The following is a 20,533-nucleotide window of genomic DNA, read 5'->3' as shown; positions in this document are numbered from 1 at the left end:
TTCCTGATACCGTTTTTTTCTTAAGATGTTCTTCATTCACGGTTGATACAGTTACCAGTGTGAAAATTCTACTAATCGAAGACGACCTCGATCTCGGCAATGGCGTACGTATCGCCCTGTCAGATCAAGGATTTGACGTCATATGGGTCCGCCGTAAAGAGGATGCGCTGCATCAGCTGGACGTCTGCGTGCCGGAACTTATTTTGCTCGACCTGGGACTGCCCGACGGCGATGGCATGAGCCTGATGACGCGTTTGCGTCAGCAGCTCAAGGGGATCCCGGTCATCATCCTGACGGCGCGAGGCACGTTGCAGGATCGGCTGAGCGGGCTGGATGCCGGTGCGGATGACTATCTCGTCAAACCCTTCATTCTCGCTGAGCTGCTGGCGCGAGTCAGAGCCCTGGCGCGGCGCAGCTACGGTTTCGAGAATGAGGCGATAGAAATTCGAGGCTTATCTCTTCATGTCCCGACGCGTCGCGTGAAGGTAAGTGCACGCCATATCGATCTGACGGCCAGTGAATACGCGCTACTGGAAACGCTGATGCTGCGCGCTGACCGCGTGATTACGCGACGGTTTCTGGAAGAACGGATATTCGGCAACAAAGAGAACCTCAGTAATGCGCTCGACGTGCATATGGGGAATTTGCGGCGAAAGATCGGCGACGGCTATGTGCGAACGGTGCGGGGCGTCGGGTACGTCATTGATACCGTATCCATTCAGAAGGTGACCGGCTGATGCAAAACGTCTGGTATCACCTGAGACGCCCGACGCTGGTACGTCGAATTATCATCGCCCAGATGCTGCTGCTGACCCTGCTGTGGTGTCTTTTTTTAACCTTCATTCTCTGGGAGGACCTGCGCAGCCCTCCCATCCTCACGGGCAGTAAAACGTACGACACCGTTTTTACCCTGGCCGAGCGTATGGACGGACGCCCGCAGGACCGTACCGCCGTGCTGGAAGACTTCAGCCAGGCCCTGCGTGAAGGTTACGGCGGAGGGGAAGATCCCGTGCTGTCGATTAACCTCATCGTTCGCAAAAATAATACCGTTATTTTTGCTTCAGACGGTGCGCCCGCGGGGATAACAAACACCCGGTTCGGCGAACTGGAGCACGTTCAGAGTGGAGATCGTACCTGGACCAGCCGCACCCTCAAATCCCCTCACTCCGATGTGGAGGTTACCCTTTTCACCCCAGCCAGCGGCTGGAACTTCTTTATCTATCTGAACTCACGTGGCTACTACATCCTGCCGCTGCTGGTCTGCTTCCCTTTTCTGCTGTTTCCCGCATGGCTGTCAATACGCATTGCGATGCGCCCCTGGAATAAGGTGGTCAATGAAATTACGTTACGCACGCCTGACGATCTCTCCCCCTTAAAAGCCGTTCCCAGGCACAGGGAGCTTCGTCAGATGGTGGACGCGATCAATGACTTCCTTGCCAGAGTCCGTGAAAGCGCGGAAAGGGAACGGGTTTTCATTGCGGATGCCGCGCACGAGCTGCGTACCCCCCTCGCGGCGATGCGCATCAACGTGGAAGCGCTGCAGTCCTGGGTCATCAGCGAGAACCAGCAGGAGCTGCTTGCGGGAGTGGTTCGCAGCAACAGCCGCGCCGCGCGTCTCGTCAACCAACTGCTGCTGATGATGCACAGTGAAGCGCGTATTGATACGGCTATGGAGCCAGTGCCGCTGACAACGCTTATTCAGGAACGAATGGCCGAGCTGGAGCCGCTAGCGTCTGCGCGCGACATTGAGCTGGAATTCTTCGCCGAGGATGAAATCCGGATCTCAGGCGTCAGGGAACGCCTGGTGTCGCTCATTGATAATCTTATTGAGAACGCCGTGAAGTACAGCCCCGAGGGCGGGCGGATTCAGGTCGATGTCCGTGTAGTAGATAGCTTCGCGCGGCTTCGCGTTTCAGATGCAGGACCCGGCATTCCGACCGAGCTGCGGGAGCGCGTGTTCGACCGCTTCTTCCGCGATCCCAATCAGCTGCAAAGCGGCAGCGGACTGGGGCTTGCCATCGTCAAAGCGGTGGCGCAGCAACACAACAGCAGCGTAAACCTGAGCACTTCCGCTGAAGGAGGCCTCATGGTGACGGTTGACTTCCCGGACCGCACGTTTAGCTAAAGCAGAACAGGGGGTTTGATCGCAAATGCCGCAGATTGCTTCAAAATAATTACCGTATTTGTTATATTGTTGTTTATTGCTTATTCACCTCTGCGGTGCCAAAAAGAACAAGATTCACCGCAACCCAGGATACAAAAAATGTTAGATTACCGCTTCCCGACAGCTTTGCAGATGGTTCTCAGCGTAGCGATGGCGGAGCAATTGGGTGAACGTTCGACGAGTGCGATTCTGGCCTACGGCCTGGAAGCGAACCCGAGCTTCATCCGCAAATTGATGGTTCCGCTGACGCGTGACGGCATTATCGTCTCAACGCTTGGCCGTAACGGCTCAATTCACCTTGGTCGCCCGCCGGAAGAGATCTCCCTGCGCGACATCTACCTTTCGGTCATCGAAGATAAAAAGCTGTGGGCGTCGCGCCCTGACGTACCGGCCCGCTGCGTTGTCAGCGCGAACGCCTGCTGGTATTTCAAATCGATTTCCGAAGAAGCTGAGCAGGCGTCGTTAGCGGTACTGGCCCGCCATACCGTGGCAAGCGCCCTGGAAGCGGTCAAAAACGCCGACAGCAGCGGATGGGATCCGCTCCCCGACCTCATTGCCCAGTATCAAAAAACGTCGTAACGCGTTATTTGTTGCGAAAAAAAACCGCCTTCACTATGAAGGCGGTTTTTTATTATCTGCAATATCCCTAGGCAGGCAGAACTTCCCTTTCCTCTTTACCGCGCGTCACTAACTTACGCAGCGTCACGTAAAACACCGGCGTCAGGAACAGACCAAACAGCGTCACGCCCAGCATCCCGGAGAAGACCGTGATCCCGGTGACGCCGCGCACTTCTGCACCCGCGCCGTGACCAAGGATCAGCGGAATGGTCCCGGCAATAAAGGCGATGGAGGTCATCACAATCGGGCGTAAACGCAGGCGGCACGCCTCCAGCGCGGCCTCCATGATGCCTTTGCCCTGAATTTCCAGCTCGCGGGCAAACTCCACGATAAGAATGGCGTTTTTACAGGCCAGCCCCATCAGCACCACCAGCCCTACCTGCACGAAGACGTTGTTATCGCCCCCGGTCAGCCAGACGCCAAACAGCGCGGAAAGCATCGTCATCGGCACGATGAGGATCACCGCCAGCGGCAGCGTCCAGCTTTCATACAGCGCCGCCAGGACCAGGAACGCCAGCAGCACCGCGACCGGGAAGACGATCAGCGCCGTATTCCCCTGGGTGGCCTGCTGGAAGCTCAGGTCCGTCCATTCAATGTTCATCCCGTTCGGCAGGATCTGCTTAGACATCGCGTCCAATTGCGTCATCGCCTGCGCAGATGAAAGCACGCGCGGGTCGGCATCGCCAATCAGGTCCGCCGCCGGGTAACCGTTGTAGCGAATCACCGGATCCGGCCCGTAGGTGGTCGTGATGTTCACCATGCTGCCAATCGGCACCATTTCGCCCTGGCTGTTGCGGGTGCGCAGATTCGCAATATCTTCCACGCTGTCGCGGAACTGCCCGTCGGCCTGCGCCATCACGCGCCAGGTGCGTCCGAACTGGTTGAAGTCATTGACGTACGACGAGCCCAGATAGGTTTGCAGCGTCCCGAAAAGATCGGTCAGCGACACGCCCTGCGCTTTCGCCTTATCGCGGTCAACCTGCACGTCCAGCTGCGGCACGTTAGCCTGGTAGGTTGAGATCGGGAAATGCATCCCCGGCGTCTGCATAATCGCACCAGACATGGTGTTCACCGCATTTTGCAGCGCGCCATAACCCAGACCACCGCGGTCCTGGATGTATAGGGAATAGCCCGACCCCTGACCCAGCCCTAAAATCGGCGGCGGCAGGATGGAGAAGCCAAAGCCCTGCTGGATTTGCGCGATTTTCGCGTTAATCTCCGCGTTAATTTCCGCCGCGGAATGTTTACGCTGGTCGAACGGCTTCAGGCCGAAGAAGACCGTCCCGGTATTCGGCGTGTTGGTGAACTGCAGCGCGTTCAGCCCCGGGAACGCGACCGCGTAGTCCACGCCTTCGGTATTCATCCCGATTTCGCTCATTTTGCGGATCACCGCATCGGTGCGGGCCAGCGAAGAGCCTTCCGGCATTTTCACGCCGCCGATCAGGTAAAGCTTGTCCTGCGTCGGAATAAACCCGCCGGGCACCGCTTTAAACATGACGCCTGCGGCACAGAGCAGCAGCAGATACACCACAAATACCGCGCCGCGTCGTCCCAGCGTTTTGCCCACCAGCCCCTGATAGCCGTTCGAGCTGCGGAGGAAGAAGCGGTTAAACGGACGGAAAATCCAGCCGAACAGACGATCGATAAGCCGGGTCGGGAAATCTTTCGGCGCGCCGTGCGGTTTTAACAGCAGTGCCGCCAGCGCCGGAGAGAGCGTCAGCGAGTTAATGGCGGAGATGACCGTGGAAATCGCGATCGTCACCGCAAACTGCTTGTAGAACTGGCCGGTAACGCCCGACAGAAACGCCATCGGCACAAACACCGCACACAGCACCAGCGCGATAGCGATAATCGGCCCGGACACTTCGCGCATCGCCTGATGCGCCGCCGCAAGTGGAGCAAGCCCCTCTTCAATGTTTCGCTCGACGTTTTCCACTACCACGATGGCGTCGTCCACCACGATACCGATGGCCAGCACCAGCCCGAACAGGCTGAGGGTATTCAGCGAGAAGCCCAGAAGGTAGAGAATGCTGAAGGTACCCACCACCGACACCGGCACCGCGATCAGCGGAATGATCGACGCGCGCCAGGTTTGCAGGAACAGAATGACCACCAGCACCACCAGCACCACCGCTTCCAGCAGCGTTTGCACCACCGCACGGATCGAATCGCGCACAAAGACCGTCGGATCGTAAGGTGCCGCCCACTTCATGTCCGCCGGGAAGCGCGTCGACAGTTCGTCCATTTTCGCGCGCACCGCGTTAGACAGATCGATGGCGTTCGCCCCCGGCGACTGGAAGATACCAATCCCGACCGCGTCTTTATTGTTCAGCTGGGAACGCAGCGCATAGCTGCCAGAGCCCATTTCGATACGCGCCACGTCGCGCAGGCGGACGACCGTGCCGTCCTGCGTTGTTTTCAGGACAATATTGCCGAACTCTTCTTCGGTATGCAGACGGCCCTGGGCGTTAATGGAGATCAGGAAATCGCTCTCTTTCGGCAGCGGCTCGGCGCCAAGCTGCCCGGCGGAGACCTGTACGTTCTGCTCCTGCATCGCAGTGACCACGTCCGAAGCGGTCAGCCCGCGGGCCGCCACCTTGTTGGGATCCAGCCAGACGCGCATCGCGTATTCACCCGAGCCGAAAATCTGGATCTGGCCGACGCCGGGCAGACGCGCCAGTTCGTCCTTCACCTTCAGCGTGGCGTAGTTACGCATATACAGGGAGTCGTACTTACCGTTAGGCGAAAACAGATGCACCACCAGCGTCAGCGTCGGGGACTGTTTCTGGGTGGTGATGCCCAGACGCCGCACGTCTTCCGGCAGACGCGCTTCGGCCTGCGCGACGCGGTTTTGTACCTGAACCTGCGCCTGATCCGGATCGGTGCCCGGACGGAAGGTGACGGTAGTGACCAGCACGCCATCGGAACCCGCGACGGACTTCATGTACATCATGTTCTCAACGCCGTTGATCGCCTCTTCCAGCGGCGTCGCCACGGTCTCGGCAATCACTTTCGGGTTGGCGCCCGGGTACTCCGCGCGCACCTGAACGCTTGGCGGCACGACGTCAGGATATTCGCTCACCGGCAGCAGCGGGATGGCGATTAACCCTGTGATAAAGATCAGAATCGACAGGACCGCGGCAAAAATCGGCCTGTCGATGAAAAAGCGGGAAAAGTCCATGGGTGGATTCTCAGGTCAAGGGATCAGTTGAGGGCGCTGGTGGCGGTCATGGCAACGGTTTTGGCATTAACCGGCATACCCGGCATAAACACTTTTTGTAAACCCTCGACGATGACTTTATCGCCTGGGTTCAGCCCCTGCCGCACGATGCGTAAACCGTCTGCCAGACGTCCCGGCGTGATATCACGACGCTGCGCTTTCCCCTCTTTATCCACGATATAGACGTATTTACGATCCTGATCGGTCAGCACCGCCTTGTCGTCGACAAGCGTGGCTTTGAACTCGGCGCTGCCCGGCAGGCGTACGCGGGCAAACAGTCCCGGCGTGAACTGACGCTGCGCGTTATCCAGCAGCGCGCGCATACGGATGGTGCCGGTACCTGGCGACAGCTGGTTATCAAGGAAGTCCACTTTGCCCTGATGGGGATAGCCCTCCTCGCCCGTCAGGCCAATCTCAACCGGCAGCGCCGTATGATTGCTGGACGCCCCCTGCCCGCTGCGGGCCAGGTTTTGGTAGTGAAGGTAGGTTGACTCGTCTACGTCAAAGTAGACGTAAACAGTTTTCTGCGAGACCAGCGTGGTGAGGACGCTGGCGGTGTCGCCCGCAGTCACCAGGTTCCCGCTGGTGATCAGCGCCCGGCTGGCGCGACCATCGATAGGCGCGGTGACTTTGGTGAAGTCTAGGTTGAGCTGCGCGGCGTCCACTGCCGCCTGCGCGGCGCGAATATCGGCCTGCGCCTGAGTGGCGGCCGAACGACGCTGCTCCCACTCTTCACGGGAGACAACGTTGGTATTGACCAGCTTATCGGTACGGTTAGCCTCACTTTGCGCCAGGCTGGCCTGCGTTTTGGCTCTCGCCAGGTTCGCCTGCGCCTGTTCCAGCGCGGCGCGATAGGTTCGGTCATCAATGGTGAACAGCACCTCGCCCTTCTTCACTTCCTGGCCGTCGGTGTAATTCACTTTATCAATGTAGCCGGACACGCGCGGACGTAGCTGAACGCTCTCCACCGCTTCAATCCGTCCGTTAAAGCTATCCCACTGGCTAATAGATTTCACCACCACGTCAGCAGCGCTGACGGCGGGCGCAGGCGGCGCGGCATTTTGCGCGACGCTGTTATCGCATCCGACGAGCAGCACGGAGAGCAACATTGCCCCCAGCGCGTTCAGATGAAAGTTACCCCAGGTTTTTTGCAGGCTCATTATTTTTATTCCAGTCATTATCGCCGCCGGGCAAGACGCAGCAGGAGGCACCGCGCCACTTCCTTTGTCCGGTGGCTGTCTCAAGGCCATTTGTGTCGTTCATCGCCACAAAACTGTAACAGTTGCGAGTACACTATCGCGGCGATTGTAGGAAGGCGGTTAACTAAGTGCAAGAATAATTGTTGCACTTTATGTGCTATTTGAGCGGATGTAAAAAGGCCCGTTTCGCTCAGGGATTTAAATGCAACAATAAAACTTGCAATTACTACAAAAACGCGCCACCTTTTAATGCAACAGACAAAGATACTTTTAGACAAGCAGCGTGAGGGTAACCAGATGAACACTGGCGCATTTATGCATGATTTACTCGACTGGATCGACAACAACCTGGATAGCCGTCTGGACATTGAGTCCGTCGCCAGGCGTTCCGGCTACTCAAAATGGCACCTCCAGCGCCTGTTTAAAGAGCATACCGGCTATCCCCTCGCCGGGTATATTCGCGCGCAAAAGCTGCAAAAATCGGTTGAGCGCTTAACCCGCAGCGATGAACCGATTCTGAACGTGGCGATAGCACTTGGCTTTGACTCCCAGCAGTCCTTCAACCGCAGCTTTAAGCGTCAGTATGGTCAGGCGCCTGGGGCATGGCGGCGGAGTTTGGGTGGTCCGGAAACGCAGCAGCTACGCTAGCAATGAAATTGTCACGGATGACATCCTCCCTGCCTGCGTCCCAGGCGATGCCCACCTCCCAGCTGATTGACTCCCCCGTTAGCGGAATAATCGCCAGCTCCGGCGGCGCGATATGCGTCACGCTGGTGGGCAAAATGGCCACACCGATACCCGCAACCACCATCGCGACGATAGTTTGGATATCGTCAGTCAGCTGAGTCGAAGAGATGAAAAGACCGTTGTCATGCACGAAGCGGTCAATCTGCGCGTTTAAACCCCGCCCTCGCTCATCATACAGCCGCAACAGAGGGCGTTTCGTGAGCCACTCTGCAGCAGACATTGCTGGCGACGCGGCGGGCGTAACCAGAACCAGCCGATCGGTAAATAACGGCAGGTATTCGAGCTCCACGGGGGGAGGAACCCTGACAAAACCGACCTGTAGCTCATCATTTTGCAATCGCTCGTACTGCTGGAAGGAAGGCAGATCCGTCAATGACATCTCTACTTCCGGATAGTCTCGACGAAAGTCAGCGATACAGCCTGGCGCCAGATAAAAGCTTGAGAGTCCGAACCCGACGGTGATATGCCCCTCCACGCCTTTTGATACCCGCTCAGCATGCTGCATAAATTGCCGGGTCTGCCTGACCACTTTTTCAGCCTCTGGCAACAAACGCCTGCCGCTGGCCGTCAGTATTGCGCCGTGACGACCTCGTGAAAAAAGCGACATCTTCACCAGGGATTCGAGGAGATTAATCTGTTTGGTCAATGCCGGCTGCGAGATAAACAGCGCCCGCGCCGCATCGGCATAATTTCCCTTTTCAGCCAGTATCAAAAAGGCCTTCAGCAACCGGGTGTTCATTTTTACATTCCAGATGGTTATCGAATTAGGAAATGATTTGATTATACAGTTATCGGTAATCGTTATGTAATTCAGTCTCGATGACAACCGGAGACGCAACATGAACGAACTGACATCCTTAAAGGCGGCAACCGTACAGTTTCAGCATCAGGCCAGTAACAAAAAATACAATCTCCTGATAATGGAGAAATTTATTGAACAGGCGGCGCTTGAGCAGGTGAACATTCTCACTTTCCCTGAAATGTGCATCACCGGTTACTGGCATGTCCCTAAGCTCAGTGCAGCGGAGGTGTCTGCGCTGGCAGAGCCGGTTGCCGACAGCCCTTCCCTGACGCTAATACGCTCCCTGGCGATAAAACATCAAATGCTGATTGGCGCCGGGCTTATTGAACGCGCCGACGATGGTCGCCTCTACAATGCGTATGTTGCCTGTATGCCGGATGGCTCAATCCATACGCATCGTAAACTCCATGCTTTTGAACATCCGGCCATCAGCAGCGGGGACAGTTTTACCGTCTTTGATACGCCGTGGGGCGTGAAGGTCGGTATCCTGATTTGCTGGGACAATAATCTGGTCGAAAACGTGCGCGCGACGGCGCTTCTGGGTGCCGATATTCTTCTCGCGCCGCATCAAACAGGCGGTACCGACTCCCGCAGCCCTCACGGGATGAAGCCTGTTCCGCTGGCGCTCTGGGAGGAACGGGAAACGCGCAAGGAAGAAATTACCGCGGCATTCAAAGGGCCAGGCGGTCGGGAATGGCTAATGCGCTGGCTGCCTGCCCGCGCGCATGACAACGGCTTATTTCTTCTCTTCAGCAACGGTGTCGGTGCCGATGATGACGAAGTGCGTACAGGCAATGCGATGATCCTCGACCCCTATGGCAGGATCGTGAATGAGACCTGGGCGGCTGAAGATGCGATGGTGAGCGCTGAGCTGGATTTAAGCCTGCTTGCTATGAGCACCGGACGCCGCTGGATCCACGGTCGCCGCCCTGATTTATACCAGATACTGACGCAGCCACAGGGCTATGAACGTGATGCGATCAGCGCACGCTTTTCGAATGAGCCCCCTGCCCGCTAAAAGGTGAGCAATTTTTAGCTGCAACATTAATCCGGAACTGTTATACTGTATATAATTACAGTATGAGGTGCGCATAATGGCTGTTGAAACAAAATTTGTTGTCGTTAGAAAAGGTGAAGAGAAAATGACATTTGCCAGTAAGAAAGAGGCTGACGCTCACGACAAGCTGCTCGATATGGCAGACGCGTTCACCGACTGGCTGTTGCAAAGCGGAATGCAGATGGATGAAACGCAGGCTGAAAATCTTGGCCTGTATCTCGCCGAGCAGAAAGAGACCGTGCAGCATATTCTGCGTACCAGCAAGCTTCCCGATCTCAATGCCCCAGCTGCAACGGATAAAACTGATTCCGATGCGGCTGACACGAAAAAAATCAGGGCTGTGAAAGCGGCCTGATTGTCAGAAAATCATCACCGTTCTGGAAGCCGTAAGCAGATAACTGCTTACGGCTTTTCGGCTGTCTGTAGTACTCTCCTGCTGATTGATGTTAACGATACCATCGTTTCATAAGCAGGAGATGAAAGAGCTAAGGAGATGATGCACTGACATAAAAAAATAGGACGTTAATCAATCTTTCGGATAAGCTGACGTGGGTTCAGTCCTTTTAATATAATTTAGAAATATTCATTTTTGTGATTAGAAATCCATACGAGGCTTGAGTCACGATAGTCGTCGTTAGTGGATGCTATCAGCGAGCATTTATCTGCATTACCATCAGCGGTGTAAGCACAGCTTTGCTTCACCATGAAAGTGATGTCCTCTCTTTTCGACACTAATTCTGAGTCAAGGAATTGCGCACTCCCGGATGGGTAAACGATGCGTTCATCTTTTGGATCTCTGTAGTTTATTATGCGAACGGGGAATTGGCTGTTGTGATATTCATATCGCTCTACAACTTCGCCCGTATCTTTGTCCATTATTTTCTCCAGCAAGCCACGTATATTATAACTGAGTAAGTAATTACCCTTTTCATTCTCAAGCTCAGTAATTTCGCAGCGCTCATTTATTTTTCCGGTAATACGCTGGCCTTTAAGTGACGTCAGTAAGCCATCTTTATTGACCAAATGAAACTCTCGAACATTTGCCTTGTCAACCATGTTGATACTCGTAAAGCATCCGCTGCGATCATATCTAACTTCTGTCATAACCTGAAGTTTACCGGTAACATCCCGCATCCACTGGAGGCTATGTTTTACATTCCCGGTGGTTGCATCATGATCGAATAAAAGAGCAGCATTTAAGACCGCCGGTTTGAATTGAGTAAATGCCGCGACATCAAATGATAACGTCAATAATAATAGATTTAAAAAAACACCTGCTTTCATAAGTCATCCCTTTATTAATAAATAGCATTCAACGATGATGTGAATTCGCGCTCTCATATTTTACGAATAATCGAAGCGTTTCCATGCCACACGTTAAGTGTCTGCTTTTTGTTCTAATCATTCGATACAAGGATCCCTCATTTTTTGTGTGCACTCGCTTTCCGACGGATCTCAATCATCCTGATATACATATCACGCAACTCCTTATTCTGCTTGATTACCATTTCTTTGGGCAAGGATTCTCTCTCACGATTCCATTCATCAACGACACCCTGGCACGCCAGATAAGCGTCATTAACAATATTTTCAGCTGGAATCATCGTGTTGATATAGGGAAAGGTATGTTTATTCAGGCATACAGAGACAGGTGGGCCATAATCATGTTCTTCGGCATGTAAGGTAATAGCAATAAGGAGGATAAACAATGTTAGAAATCTCAACTTTTTTTCCCCTGATAAATACTGTTTCGTCAAATGACTGTCTTCCGGGGAGTTATCGACTTTGTGCAAAAAATCTTTAGTTACCCAAGGAAGTTATTATCCTGCTGTAGGGACTGCTGACACAAAACCTGACAGATGAAGGTTTTAATGACTTGATATCAGTTTAGAAATCACCCCGTTGAGCTCACAATTCATAGCAGGCGTAACCTTAAAACTATCCGCTTCTATGCTAAACCTTCCAACCACAAAACCTGGTAGCTATACAAACACGCAAGACTGTTAAGTTAATACACTTCCCCCTCTCTGAGGAAATACGCATGACCCCACATCCGCTACACCAGATCATCGAATCCTGTGACCACGCCATCACAAACAAAAACTATGACGCCCTGATGGAGTACTACGCCGACGATGCGGCTCTGGTGGTCAAGCCAGGCATGACGGTTAAAGGCAAAGAAAACATCCGCAACGCGTTTATTGCCATCTCGGATTATTTCAGGACCAATTGATTGTGGAACAAGGAGAGATGCAGGTGATCGAAGGCGGTGACAATGCCCTCGTTATCATGGAAACCGTTCTGCGTTTTCCTGATGGTCAGGGTGGAATAACGGAAATGTCGCGCCGCGCGATCTATGTTTTTCGGCAGGAAAGCGACGGTCGCTGGCTTTGTACTATCGACAACTCCTACGGTACATCGCTTCTGGATACCGGGAACCGATCGCGTTAATCACGGCTTCAAAGGGGCGCTGCCGCCCCTCCACGCCAGCCCCTTAATGCGCAGTAATGCGCGGCTCCCTCACAAACTCAGCCAGCAGCCACACCATATCGTGCAGCAGGCCCGTCAGCTCTTTCGCTACGTGAGCGGGTAGCGTTCCCCCCATAACGGCTTGCGTCAGCGTCAGAACATAGTCCACCTGCGTTAAGGTGTCCTGCCAACAGTCGGGCACGCAGGTGTTGATTTTCTCACCCATGATCAACTGTTCAATCAGGTATGGCGGAAGATCGACATCACAGAGTTCACGTAGCCTGCGCATGGCCTGAAGGAGACGCTCGCACAGCGCTGTACGGCTCGCGATATCATCGGTTTCGACCAGCACGCTCACCAGCGCGGCGCAGTTGTCGGCGACGTCAAAGAGATCCGCATCGGTCGGAAGCGGTCGGGAGATAAGTTGCAGAATGACGTTTTCGTCAGACGGGAGATAAGTCAGGGTTGGGATAGTTGCCATACAAGGCTTCCTTCTATATGGAATTTATTTAACCACCCTTTTGAGTTCCTACGCTCGGGGGGTAGCGCTGACAGAGGTAGGAATACCGCCCATATAGAAAACGGCCAGCCTTAGGGCTGCTCCGTCAGCGCCACCGTTATTGTAACGAGATCGGCACTGCTGAGACATACGTAATGTCACTATATGGTTGACGGGTTCCTACGCCCGATTGCGGATGTGCCGCAACGCAGGCACTTTACGACCGCGCCCAGTCGAGGAAAAGACATAACGCTGAATTTCATAAGGTTACTTTACGGTTTGCGAGGCGCCTTCCAGAAACGTTCACCGGGGTCAGACAGAGCACGCCCCACCAAATTTTGCCCCAACCTCTCTGGCACATCTGGTGTATTGTTTTTAAACAATAACATCCATTAAAGGACACCAGCGTAATGATCAGCATCCTCGGCAAAACCACCTCCATAAACGTTCGAAAAGTACTCTGGACCTGCGAAGAAGCAGGCATAGCCTATCAACAGGAAGATTACGGCAGTGGTTTTGCCTCAACGGAAACGGATGCCTTCCGCGCCCTGAACCCCAACGCCATGGTGCCGGTGCTGATTGATGGCGATTTCGTGCTGTGGGAGTCCAATTCCATCTGCCGTTATCTGGCGCGCAAGGCCGAACGTCACGATCTGCTGCCCGCAGAACCGCAGGCCTGCGCCAACGTTGAGCGCTGGATGGACTGGCAGGCCACTGAATTTAACAACGCCTGGCGCTATGTTTTCCCGGCGCTGGGGCGTAAAAACCCGGACTTTAACGACCCTGAGCGCATTGCGGCGGGAATCAAAGAGTGGAACCACTGCATCACCATTCTGGAAAACCAGTTACAGCGCACCGGGGCCTTTGCGACGGGCGAGACGTTTACCCTCGCTGACGTGGTGCTTGGGCTGTCGGTGAATCGCTGGAAAATGACGCCGTTTGATAAGCCAGACGTGCCCGCCATTGAGGCCTGGTTCGAGCGCCTTAACCAGCGTCCGGCATTTTTGCGTCACGGCAATAACGGCATGGTGTAAAACTTAATGCCTGAATGAATACCGCAACGAGGCTGTTTTTTTAATTACGAAACCCTGATTGTCGTCAGAGGGAATAATAATTAAGCCATATCCTGGACAGCCCGTTGCACCGCTTTGCTAGCCTGAATAGTCAGGCAAAGCTCAACCCGGAGGTATTCTTGCTGATTAAACTCAAGAAAGAACGAACGCATCAGGAGGATCGCCGGCTTGCTCTCTGGCTGGCGACCTCAGCAGGTTTGCTGAACGCCATCGCCCTCGGGGCATTTGGCTTTTTCCCCTCACACATGACCGGCAACACCTCACAATTATCCAGCGAAGTTTCTTCTACCGATCTGAGCGATATTATTTTCTTCGGCTCGATAATTCTCTCTTTTGTGGCTGGCGCCATTATTGCGCGCACGATCGTCATATGGGGTATTATCCATAACGTCAGGCTGGTTTTTTGCCAGATCCTTTTTGTCGAGGGGATATTACTGACCGGCGTTTCCTTCTACGAAATGTATTTCCATGCGCTCACCAGCAATCGCGAGATTATTCTTTTTCTCTGCTTTCTGATGGGCATTCATAATTCCACCTCCACGCAGCTTTCCGGCGGACGGGTAAGATCGACGCACATTACCGGTACGCTAACGGACGCGGGGATTTCCCTGGCCTCCGTAATGGTGGCGATGCTGCGCAGGGATTACTCCAAAGATACGGCGGCGCAAAAAAGTCAGCTGAAAACCCACTTAACCACCCTGTTTTCGTTTATTACGGGCGGTATCGCGGGGCTGCTGCTTTTCCGATGGATTGGCTTTAACGCCATGCTAGCGCTTGGGCTGATGCTCGCCGTAGTCGCTATCGTTTCAATTATCACCGTCTCGACGCGGGTTAGACGGGTTCGCGCTACCGTCTGAGCGTTGCAGCTGCCCCAGCAGGCGCTGCATGTTGTCGTCGCAGGAGATCCCCTCCGGCCGGTTGGTGATACTCGCGACCAGCGTCAGCAATTCCCTGCGGTTTTCCTCAAGCTGCTTTTGCATCGCTTCTATTTCGGCAATACGCGTCTTCAGGGACTGGATCAGTCCCTCATGATCCCAGCGTTGTTGCGGCTGCGGCAGAAAGCGGCGTATTTGCTCGAGTGAGAACCCGGTACGTTGCGCGCTGTCGATGATGTTCAGCAGCGCTGCCGTCTCTTGAGAATACGACCGGTAGCCGTTCCCCTGCCTGACAGGGCGCGGCAGTAAACCTTCCGCCTCATAAAACCGAATACGCGACGGGGAAATACCCGTCATTTTCGACAGCTCGCCAATTTTCATTTCATCTGCTCTTACGCCTTGACCTTAAAGTTAACTTTAAGCTTAAACTTTTTATACGGTCAACCGGATCGTCATTTCATCAGGGAGCTCATATGCAAACTATTCTGGGTGCCAGCGGGCAAATCGCCCGTGAACTGACCCGCGAATTAAAACGCGCCTATACCGACGATATCAGGCTGGTCAGCCGCCATCCGCAGAAAGTCCACGCCAGCGATATCACGGTTGCGGCCAATCTTCTGGATGCGCAGCAGATGCAGGAGGCGGTTAAAGGCAGCGACACGGTCTATTTTACCGCCGGTCTGCCGCCTGATTCCGCGCTGTGGGAGCGTCAGTTCCCAACCATGCTGGACAATGCCCTGGAGGCCACGCGAAAGGCTGGCGCAAGATTCGTCTATTTTGACAATACTTACATGTACCCCCAGAGCGACGTGCCACAAACTGAAGAGACGCGCTTTGCGCCCCGGGGACGGAAAGGCAACGTGCGTGCGCTGATGGCCAACCGGGTGCTTGCCGAAATGCAGCGGGGCGACATTCCCGTCCTCATCGGTCGGGCCCCGGAGTTTTACGGGCCTGAGAGAACGCAGAGCTTCACGAATACGCTCATTATCGACAGGCTGAAGCAGCACAAACGTCCGCGCGTTCCGGTACGTGACGATACGCTTCGCACCCTCATCTGGACGCCGGATGCCAGCCGCGCGCTCGCCCTGCTGGGCAATACGCCTAAGGCATACGGGCAGAGGTGGCATTTGCCCTGCTGCGATGAAAGGCTGACGTATCAACAGTTTGTTACCCTCGCCTGCGATATCTTCGGCCAGAAGGCGGACTACGCCGTGCTGGGCGAGCTGGCCTTCGCCGCGACGGCGCTGTTTTCGCAGGGCGCGCGCGAAATGCGGGAGCTGTTGCCCAGATACGACGTTGACAACCTGTTTGATTCGACGAAGTTTAAGCGGCATTTTCCCGACTTTCCCGTCACTTCATACCGGCAGGGTCTTGAAAACATCTGGCAGGAATGGAGATCAAAAGCGCACAAAACAGCGTAAATGCACTGCCGCACCGACAGAGGTGCGGCCATTACTCGTGACAACGTCACTTTCACTTCTCGTCTTTAGGACTATTCTGCCTCTTCTTCAATCAGCCCTTACGCCATAAGGCTTAACCCGAGGTTGTCACTGTTTTCATAGGGTTACTGATTTTACCCCTTCGCTGGAACCCTTCCCAAACGCTTGCTATAGGTCAATTACCCCTGCCGAAACATGGCATAACAACAGGCAACCGGTGGTTGCTATAACGCATGCGCACAGGGAGACACACCGCAATGCACCCATTACTCAAACGTTCGCTGCTGTTTGTCGGCGCCATTATTGTGGTCCTCGCCCTCCTCGTCTGGGGTATCGGGATGGAGACGATAAAGGCGCGCCAGGTTGACCTGATCTATCTCGGGCAACAGCATATGATTCTGGTTTTCTCGTCGATGTTTTTTGCCCTGCTGGTGGGTATTCCAGCCGGTATTCTGCTGAGCCGTCCGGCCGCGCGGGGTATCGCCGAATATGTGATGCAAATCTTCAACGTCGGCAACACGCTGCCGCCGCTGGCCGTTCTGGCGCTGGCAATGGTGGTGATTGGCATTGGCGATACGCCCGCCATCATCGCCCTGTTCCTCGCCTCGCTGCTGCCGATCGTGCGTAACACCTACGCCGGGCTGTGCTCGGTCCCGCCGTCGTTGCTGGAAGCGGCAAACGGCATCGGGATGACCAAATGGCAGCGTCTGCGTCAGGTTGAGCTGCCTGCCGCCTGGCCGGTCATGCTCTCGGGGATCCGCATCGCCACCGCCATTAACGTCGGTACCGCGCCGCTGGCCTTCCTGATTGGCGCCAGCAGCTACGGCGAGCTGATTTTCCCCGGCATTTATCTGAACGATTTCCCGACCCTGATCCTCGGTGCGGCGGCCACCGCCCTGTTCGCCCTGATCCTCGATACCCTGCTGGCGGCGCTGGGTCGCGTGATGAGTCCACATCTCGCTCGATAACAATAACAAGGAGCTTTTATGAGACTGTTTTCCGGCCTGACGGCGCTGTGTGCCGCGGCGCTATTCACCAGCCAGGCGATGGCGGCCCCGCTGATTCTGGCGACCAAGAGCTTTACCGAGCAGCATATTCTCTCGGCGATGACCGTGCAGTACCTGCAAAAGAAAGGATTCCAGGTGCAGCCGCAAACCAACATTGCCACGGTGATTTCCCGTAACGCGATGATCAACAAGCAGATTGATATGACCTGGGAGTACACCGGCACGTCGCTGATCATCTTTAACCACATCAACAAGCGCATGTCGCCGCAGGAGTCTTACGAGACGGTAAAACGCCTGGACGCGAAGCACGGTCTGGTCTGGCTCAAACCCGCCGACATGAACAATACCTACGCTTTCGCCATGCAGCGCAAGCGCGCCGAGGCGGAACACATCAACACCATGTCGGAGATGGTGGCGAAGATTGAGCAGATCCGTAAAACCAACCCGGACAAAAACTGGCTGCTGGGCTTGGACCTGGAGTTTGCCGGGCGCAGCGACGGCATGAAGCCGCTTCAGGCGGCCTATAAGATGGAGCTGGACCGCCCGCAGATCCGTCAGATGGACCCCGGCCTGGTCTATAACGCGGTGCGCGACGGCTTCGTTGACGCCGGGCTGATTTATACCACCGATGGTCGCGTGAAGGGCTTCGACCTCAAGGTGCTGGAAGACGATAGAGGCTTCTTCCCGAGCTATGCGGTCACCCCGGTGGTGCGTAAGGACACACTAGAGGCCAACCCCGGCCTGGAAGAGGCGCTCAACACCCTCTCGGCCCAGCTCAACAACGACGTTATCACCGAGCTGAACAAGAAGGTGGATATCGACCATCAGTCACCGCAGCAGGTCGCCCGCGATTTCCTGCGTAGCAAACAGCTGCTGTAGGAGGCGCTATGGAGACGATTCACTACATTCTGGACAACTGGGACTACCTGTTAACCCTGACGCTGCAGCATCTGTGGCTGGTGGCGCTGGCCGTGGGCTTAGCCATTCTCATCGGCGTACCGCTGGGCATTCTGATTGTTCGCCACAAGTGGCTGGCAACGCCGGTGCTGGGGATTGCCACCATCGTGCTGACCATTCCGTCCATTGCGCTGTTTGGCCTGATGATCCCGCTGTTTTCGCTGATCGGTCAGGGAATTGGTGCCCTGCCCGCGATCACGGCGGTATTTCTCTACTCGCTGCTGCCGATTGTGCGTAACACCCATACGGCGCTCGACAGCCTGCCGCCGGGCCTGCGTGAAGCCGGGCGCGGCATCGGCATGACCTTCTGGCAGCGCCTGCGCTGGGTCGAAATCCCGATGGCGCTGCCGGTGATTTTCGGCGGCATACGCACCGCCGTGGTGATGAACATCGGAGTGATGGCGATTGCCGCGGTGATCGGCGCGGGCGGCCTGGGCCTGCTGCTGCTCAACGGCATCGGCGGAAGCGATATTCGCATGTTGATTGCGGGCGCGCTGATGATTTGTCTTTTAGCGATTGTGCTCGACTGGCTGCTGCACCGTCTGCAGGTGGTTCTGACTCCAAAGGGGATTCGATAATGATAAAACTGGAAAACCTCACCAAACAATTTTCCCAGAAGCACGGCCAGACCTTTAAGGCCGTGGACAACGTCAACCTGAACGTGCCCGAAGGGGAAATGTGCGTCCTGCTCGGCCCGTCAGGCTGCGGGAAGACCACCACCCTGAAGATGATTAACCGCCTCATTACCCCCAGCAGTGGGACAATCCTGATCAACGGTGAAGACACCAGCGGGATGGACACCGTCACCCTGCGCCGCAACATTGGCTACGTGATCCAGCAGATTGGCCTGTTCCCGAACATGACCATCGAAGAGAACATTACCGTCGTGCCGCGCATGCTGGGCTGGGATAAAGCACGCTGTAAAACCCGTGCCAAAGAGCTAATGGATATGGTGGCGCTGGATCCGCATAAGTTCCTGAATCGCTACCCGCGCGAGATGTCCGGCGGCCAGCAGCAGCGTATCGGCGTGATCCGCGCCCTGGCGGCGGATCCTCCGGTACTGCTGATGGATGAACCTTTCGGCGCAGTGGATCCGATCAACCGCGAGGTGATCCAGAACCAGTTCCTTGAGATGCAGCGCAAGCTGAAAAAAACCGTCATGCTGGTCAGCCACGATATCGACGAAGCCCTGAAGCTCGGCGACCGTATTGCGGTGTTCCGTCAGGGGAAAATCGTGCAGTGCGCCAGCCCGGACGAACTGCTGGCGAAACCGGCGAACGAGTTTGTCGGCTCGTTTGTCGGTCAGGACCGCACGCTGAAGCGCCTGCTGCTGGTCTCGGCGGGCGACGTCACCGACCAGCAGCCGACCATTACGGTGCGGGGCTCTACTCCGCTCCCTGAAGCCTTTGCGACCATGGATGATAACGATATTCGCGCGATTACCGTGGTTGACGAGCACGGCAAGCCGCTGGGCTTTGTGAAGCGTCGCGAAGCGCGTAATGCCAGCGGGACCTGCGCCGACATCCTGCATCCGTTCCGCATGACCGGCAAAGCGGAAGACAACCTGCGCGTGGTGCTGTCACGCCTGTATGAGAGCAACACCAGCTGGATGCCGATCGTGGATGAGGACGGGCGCTACAACGGCGAGATTTCTCAGGACTATATTGCCGAGTACCTGAGTTCAGGGCGTACGCGCCGGGCGCTGAATATTCATAGCGACAGTTAACCTTTCAGGCCGGGCATTGCCCGGCTTTTCCGCACGCATACCTTTTGCTAACCCCACGATTTGCCGCCACAATATTGTATCTTTCCCGTTGACTCGCGACCCATGCAACGTCTTCATACGTACCCCGACATCCGCGCGATGTTTCGCCGACTGCTGATTGCCACCGTTACAGGCGTGCTGGCCGCGCTGGCCGTGGCGGTGTTCCGCCACAGCATGTACCTGCTGGAGTGGCTGCTTCTCAGCAACGACAGCGGCAGCCTGGTGAATGCCGCCGCGTCGCTCTCCCCCTGGCGGCGCGCGCTGACGCCAGCGCTGGGTGGTCTGGCGGCCGGGCTGCTGCTCTGGGGATGGCAGCGTCTGACCGCGCAGCGGCCTCATGCCCCCACCGACTACATGGAAGCGCTGGAGACCGGTGACGGCCAGTTTGACTACGGCGCCAGCCTGGTTAAATCCCTCGCCTCACTGCTGGTCGTTGCCAGCGGAAGCGCCATCGGGCGTGAAGGGGCGATGATCCTGCTTGCCGCCCTCGCCGCCTCCCTTTTCGCCCGGCGCTTTACGCCCAAATCCGAGTGGAAATTATGGATAGCCTGCGGTGCCGCCGCCGGGATGGCCAGCGCTTACCATGCTCCCTTAGCCGGAAGCCTGTTCATCGCTGAGATTCTGTTTGGCACCCTGATGCTG

Annotated in this window: 21 protein-coding genes and 1 pseudogene; 15 read left to right on the top strand and 7 right to left on the bottom strand. The window is 55.6% G+C overall.

What is annotated here, in order from left to right:
- The first annotated feature begins 59 nt into the window (after positions 1 to 59).
- The 3 genes from DOU50_RS12020 to DOU50_RS12010 all read left to right on the top strand — a co-directional run bounded on the left by DOU50_RS12020 (position 60) and on the right by DOU50_RS12010 (position 2,743).
- Positions 60 to 737, top strand: coding sequence for a response regulator transcription factor (locus DOU50_RS12020; protein WP_032651131.1), 678 nt, complete (start codon positions 60 to 62; stop codon positions 735 to 737).
- The gene (locus tag DOU50_RS12015) at positions 737 to 2,125 is read left to right on the top strand and encodes a sensor histidine kinase (RefSeq protein WP_148769460.1); all 1,389 of its coding nucleotides are present in this window, start codon (positions 737 to 739) and stop codon (positions 2,123 to 2,125) included. Before DOU50_RS12020 ends, DOU50_RS12015 begins: the two co-directional genes overlap by 1 nt.
- A gap of 138 nt (positions 2,126 to 2,263) precedes the next feature.
- The gene (locus tag DOU50_RS12010; RefSeq protein ID WP_024909112.1) at positions 2,264 to 2,743 is read left to right on the top strand and encodes an RrF2 family transcriptional regulator; all 480 of its coding nucleotides are present in this window, start codon (positions 2,264 to 2,266) and stop codon (positions 2,741 to 2,743) included.
- Between the two features lie 67 nt (positions 2,744 to 2,810).
- On the opposite strand, the gene oqxB is transcribed toward DOU50_RS12010, so the two are convergent.
- Both oqxB and DOU50_RS12000 read right to left on the bottom strand, forming a co-directional pair.
- The gene (oqxB, locus tag DOU50_RS12005; RefSeq protein WP_024909113.1) at positions 2,811 to 5,963 is read right to left on the bottom strand and encodes a multidrug efflux RND transporter permease subunit OqxB; all 3,153 of its coding nucleotides are present in this window, start codon (positions 5,961 to 5,963) and stop codon (positions 2,811 to 2,813) included.
- Positions 5,964 to 5,986: 23 nt separating this feature from the next.
- Positions 5,987 to 7,162: an efflux RND transporter periplasmic adaptor subunit gene (locus DOU50_RS12000; protein WP_148769459.1), complete on the bottom strand. Its 1,176-nt coding sequence runs from the start codon at positions 7,160 to 7,162 to the stop codon at positions 5,987 to 5,989.
- A 336-nt stretch (positions 7,163 to 7,498) separates the two neighbouring features.
- On the opposite strand from DOU50_RS12000, the gene DOU50_RS11995 reads away from it, so the two are divergent.
- Positions 7,499 to 7,849, top strand: coding sequence for a helix-turn-helix domain-containing protein (locus DOU50_RS11995; protein ID WP_148769458.1), 351 nt, complete (start codon positions 7,499 to 7,501; stop codon positions 7,847 to 7,849).
- On the opposite strand, the gene DOU50_RS11990 is transcribed toward DOU50_RS11995, so the two are convergent.
- Positions 7,773 to 8,687: a LysR family transcriptional regulator gene (locus DOU50_RS11990; RefSeq protein WP_228117530.1), complete on the bottom strand. Its 915-nt coding sequence runs from the start codon at positions 8,685 to 8,687 to the stop codon at positions 7,773 to 7,775. The two genes, DOU50_RS11995 and DOU50_RS11990, sit on opposite strands and share 77 nt — an antisense overlap.
- A 100-nt stretch (positions 8,688 to 8,787) precedes the next feature.
- On the opposite strand from DOU50_RS11990, the gene DOU50_RS11985 reads away from it, so the two are divergent.
- Positions 8,788 to 9,768 carry a nitrilase family protein gene (locus DOU50_RS11985; RefSeq protein ID WP_148769457.1) on the top strand — a complete coding sequence of 327 codons (981 nt, stop codon included), beginning with the start codon at positions 8,788 to 8,790 and terminating at the stop codon, positions 9,766 to 9,768.
- Between the two features lie 76 nt (positions 9,769 to 9,844).
- Positions 9,845 to 10,162, top strand: coding sequence for a YebG family protein (locus DOU50_RS11980; RefSeq protein ID WP_148769456.1), 318 nt, complete (start codon positions 9,845 to 9,847; stop codon positions 10,160 to 10,162).
- 218 nt (positions 10,163 to 10,380) lie between these two features.
- Here DOU50_RS11980 and DOU50_RS11975 read toward each other — a convergent pair whose 3' ends face one another.
- Complete coding sequence (locus DOU50_RS11975) at positions 10,381 to 11,091, bottom strand: YnfC family lipoprotein (RefSeq protein ID WP_148769455.1); 711 nt, start codon at positions 11,089 to 11,091, stop codon at positions 10,381 to 10,383.
- Between the two features lie 137 nt (positions 11,092 to 11,228).
- A complete protein-coding gene (locus DOU50_RS11970) occupies positions 11,229 to 11,564 on the bottom strand; it encodes a hypothetical protein (RefSeq protein ID WP_228117529.1) in 336 nt (111 codons plus the stop codon).
- 284 nt (positions 11,565 to 11,848) lie between these two features.
- Here DOU50_RS11970 and DOU50_RS11965 point away from each other — a divergent pair.
- Positions 11,849 to 12,258: pseudogene (locus DOU50_RS11965) on the top strand (YybH family protein).
- 43 nt (positions 12,259 to 12,301) lie between these two features.
- On the opposite strand, the gene DOU50_RS11960 reads toward DOU50_RS11965, so the two are convergent.
- On the bottom strand, positions 12,302 to 12,757 hold the full coding sequence (locus tag DOU50_RS11960; RefSeq protein WP_148769454.1) for a hypothetical protein: 456 nt from the start codon (positions 12,755 to 12,757) through the stop codon (positions 12,302 to 12,304).
- Between the two features lie 428 nt (positions 12,758 to 13,185).
- Here DOU50_RS11960 and DOU50_RS11955 point away from each other — a divergent pair, with 428 nt between their 5' ends.
- The gene (locus DOU50_RS11955; protein ID WP_148769453.1) at positions 13,186 to 13,809 is read left to right on the top strand and encodes a glutathione S-transferase family protein; all 624 of its coding nucleotides are present in this window, start codon (positions 13,186 to 13,188) and stop codon (positions 13,807 to 13,809) included.
- Positions 13,810 to 13,967: 158 nt separating this feature from the next.
- Positions 13,968 to 14,705 (top strand): YoaK family protein, encoded by a 738-nt coding sequence (locus DOU50_RS11950; RefSeq protein WP_148769452.1) that lies wholly within the window; start codon positions 13,968 to 13,970, stop codon positions 14,703 to 14,705.
- Here the strand turns inward: DOU50_RS11950 and DOU50_RS11945 are convergent.
- Positions 14,655 to 15,104, bottom strand: a complete 450-nt coding sequence (locus DOU50_RS11945; protein ID WP_024909124.1) for a MerR family transcriptional regulator — start codon at positions 15,102 to 15,104, stop codon at positions 14,655 to 14,657. The two genes, DOU50_RS11950 and DOU50_RS11945, sit on opposite strands and share 51 nt — an antisense overlap.
- A gap of 92 nt (positions 15,105 to 15,196) precedes the next feature.
- On the opposite strand from DOU50_RS11945, the gene DOU50_RS11940 reads away from it, so the two are divergent.
- From DOU50_RS11940 to DOU50_RS11915, 6 genes are all read left to right on the top strand, one after another.
- A complete protein-coding gene (locus DOU50_RS11940) occupies positions 15,197 to 16,144 on the top strand; it encodes an NAD-dependent epimerase/dehydratase family protein (protein ID WP_148769451.1) in 948 nt (315 codons plus the stop codon).
- 275 nt (positions 16,145 to 16,419) lie between these two features.
- On the top strand, positions 16,420 to 17,130 hold the full coding sequence (gene osmY / locus DOU50_RS11935; RefSeq protein WP_148769450.1) for an osmoprotectant ABC transporter permease OsmY: 711 nt from the start codon (positions 16,420 to 16,422) through the stop codon (positions 17,128 to 17,130).
- Positions 17,131 to 17,148: 18 nt separating this feature from the next.
- Positions 17,149 to 18,048, top strand: a complete 900-nt coding sequence (gene osmX / locus DOU50_RS11930) for an osmoprotectant ABC transporter substrate-binding protein OsmX (protein WP_148769449.1) — start codon at positions 17,149 to 17,151, stop codon at positions 18,046 to 18,048.
- An 8-nt stretch (positions 18,049 to 18,056) separates the two neighbouring features.
- Positions 18,057 to 18,704, top strand: coding sequence for an osmoprotectant ABC transporter permease OsmW (gene osmW, locus DOU50_RS11925; protein ID WP_014169860.1), 648 nt, complete (start codon positions 18,057 to 18,059; stop codon positions 18,702 to 18,704).
- Entirely contained in the window at positions 18,704 to 19,852 is a 1,149-nt protein-coding gene (osmV, locus tag DOU50_RS11920; RefSeq protein ID WP_148769448.1) for an osmoprotectant ABC transporter ATP-binding protein OsmV, read from the top strand. The genes osmW and osmV overlap by 1 nt, the downstream gene beginning before the upstream one ends.
- Positions 19,853 to 19,954: 102 nt before the next feature.
- Positions 19,955 to 20,533: chloride channel protein (locus tag DOU50_RS11915; protein ID WP_194266143.1), on the top strand; the 579-nt coding region annotated here is incomplete at its 3' end.

This window comes from Enterobacter sp. C6 (assembly GCF_008122455.1).
Taxonomy (GTDB): Bacteria; Pseudomonadota; Gammaproteobacteria; order Enterobacterales; family Enterobacteriaceae; genus Enterobacter; species Enterobacter pseudoroggenkampii.
The sequence above is the reverse complement of the archived record's forward strand: the minus strand, read 5'-3'. Positions and strand labels throughout refer to the sequence as shown.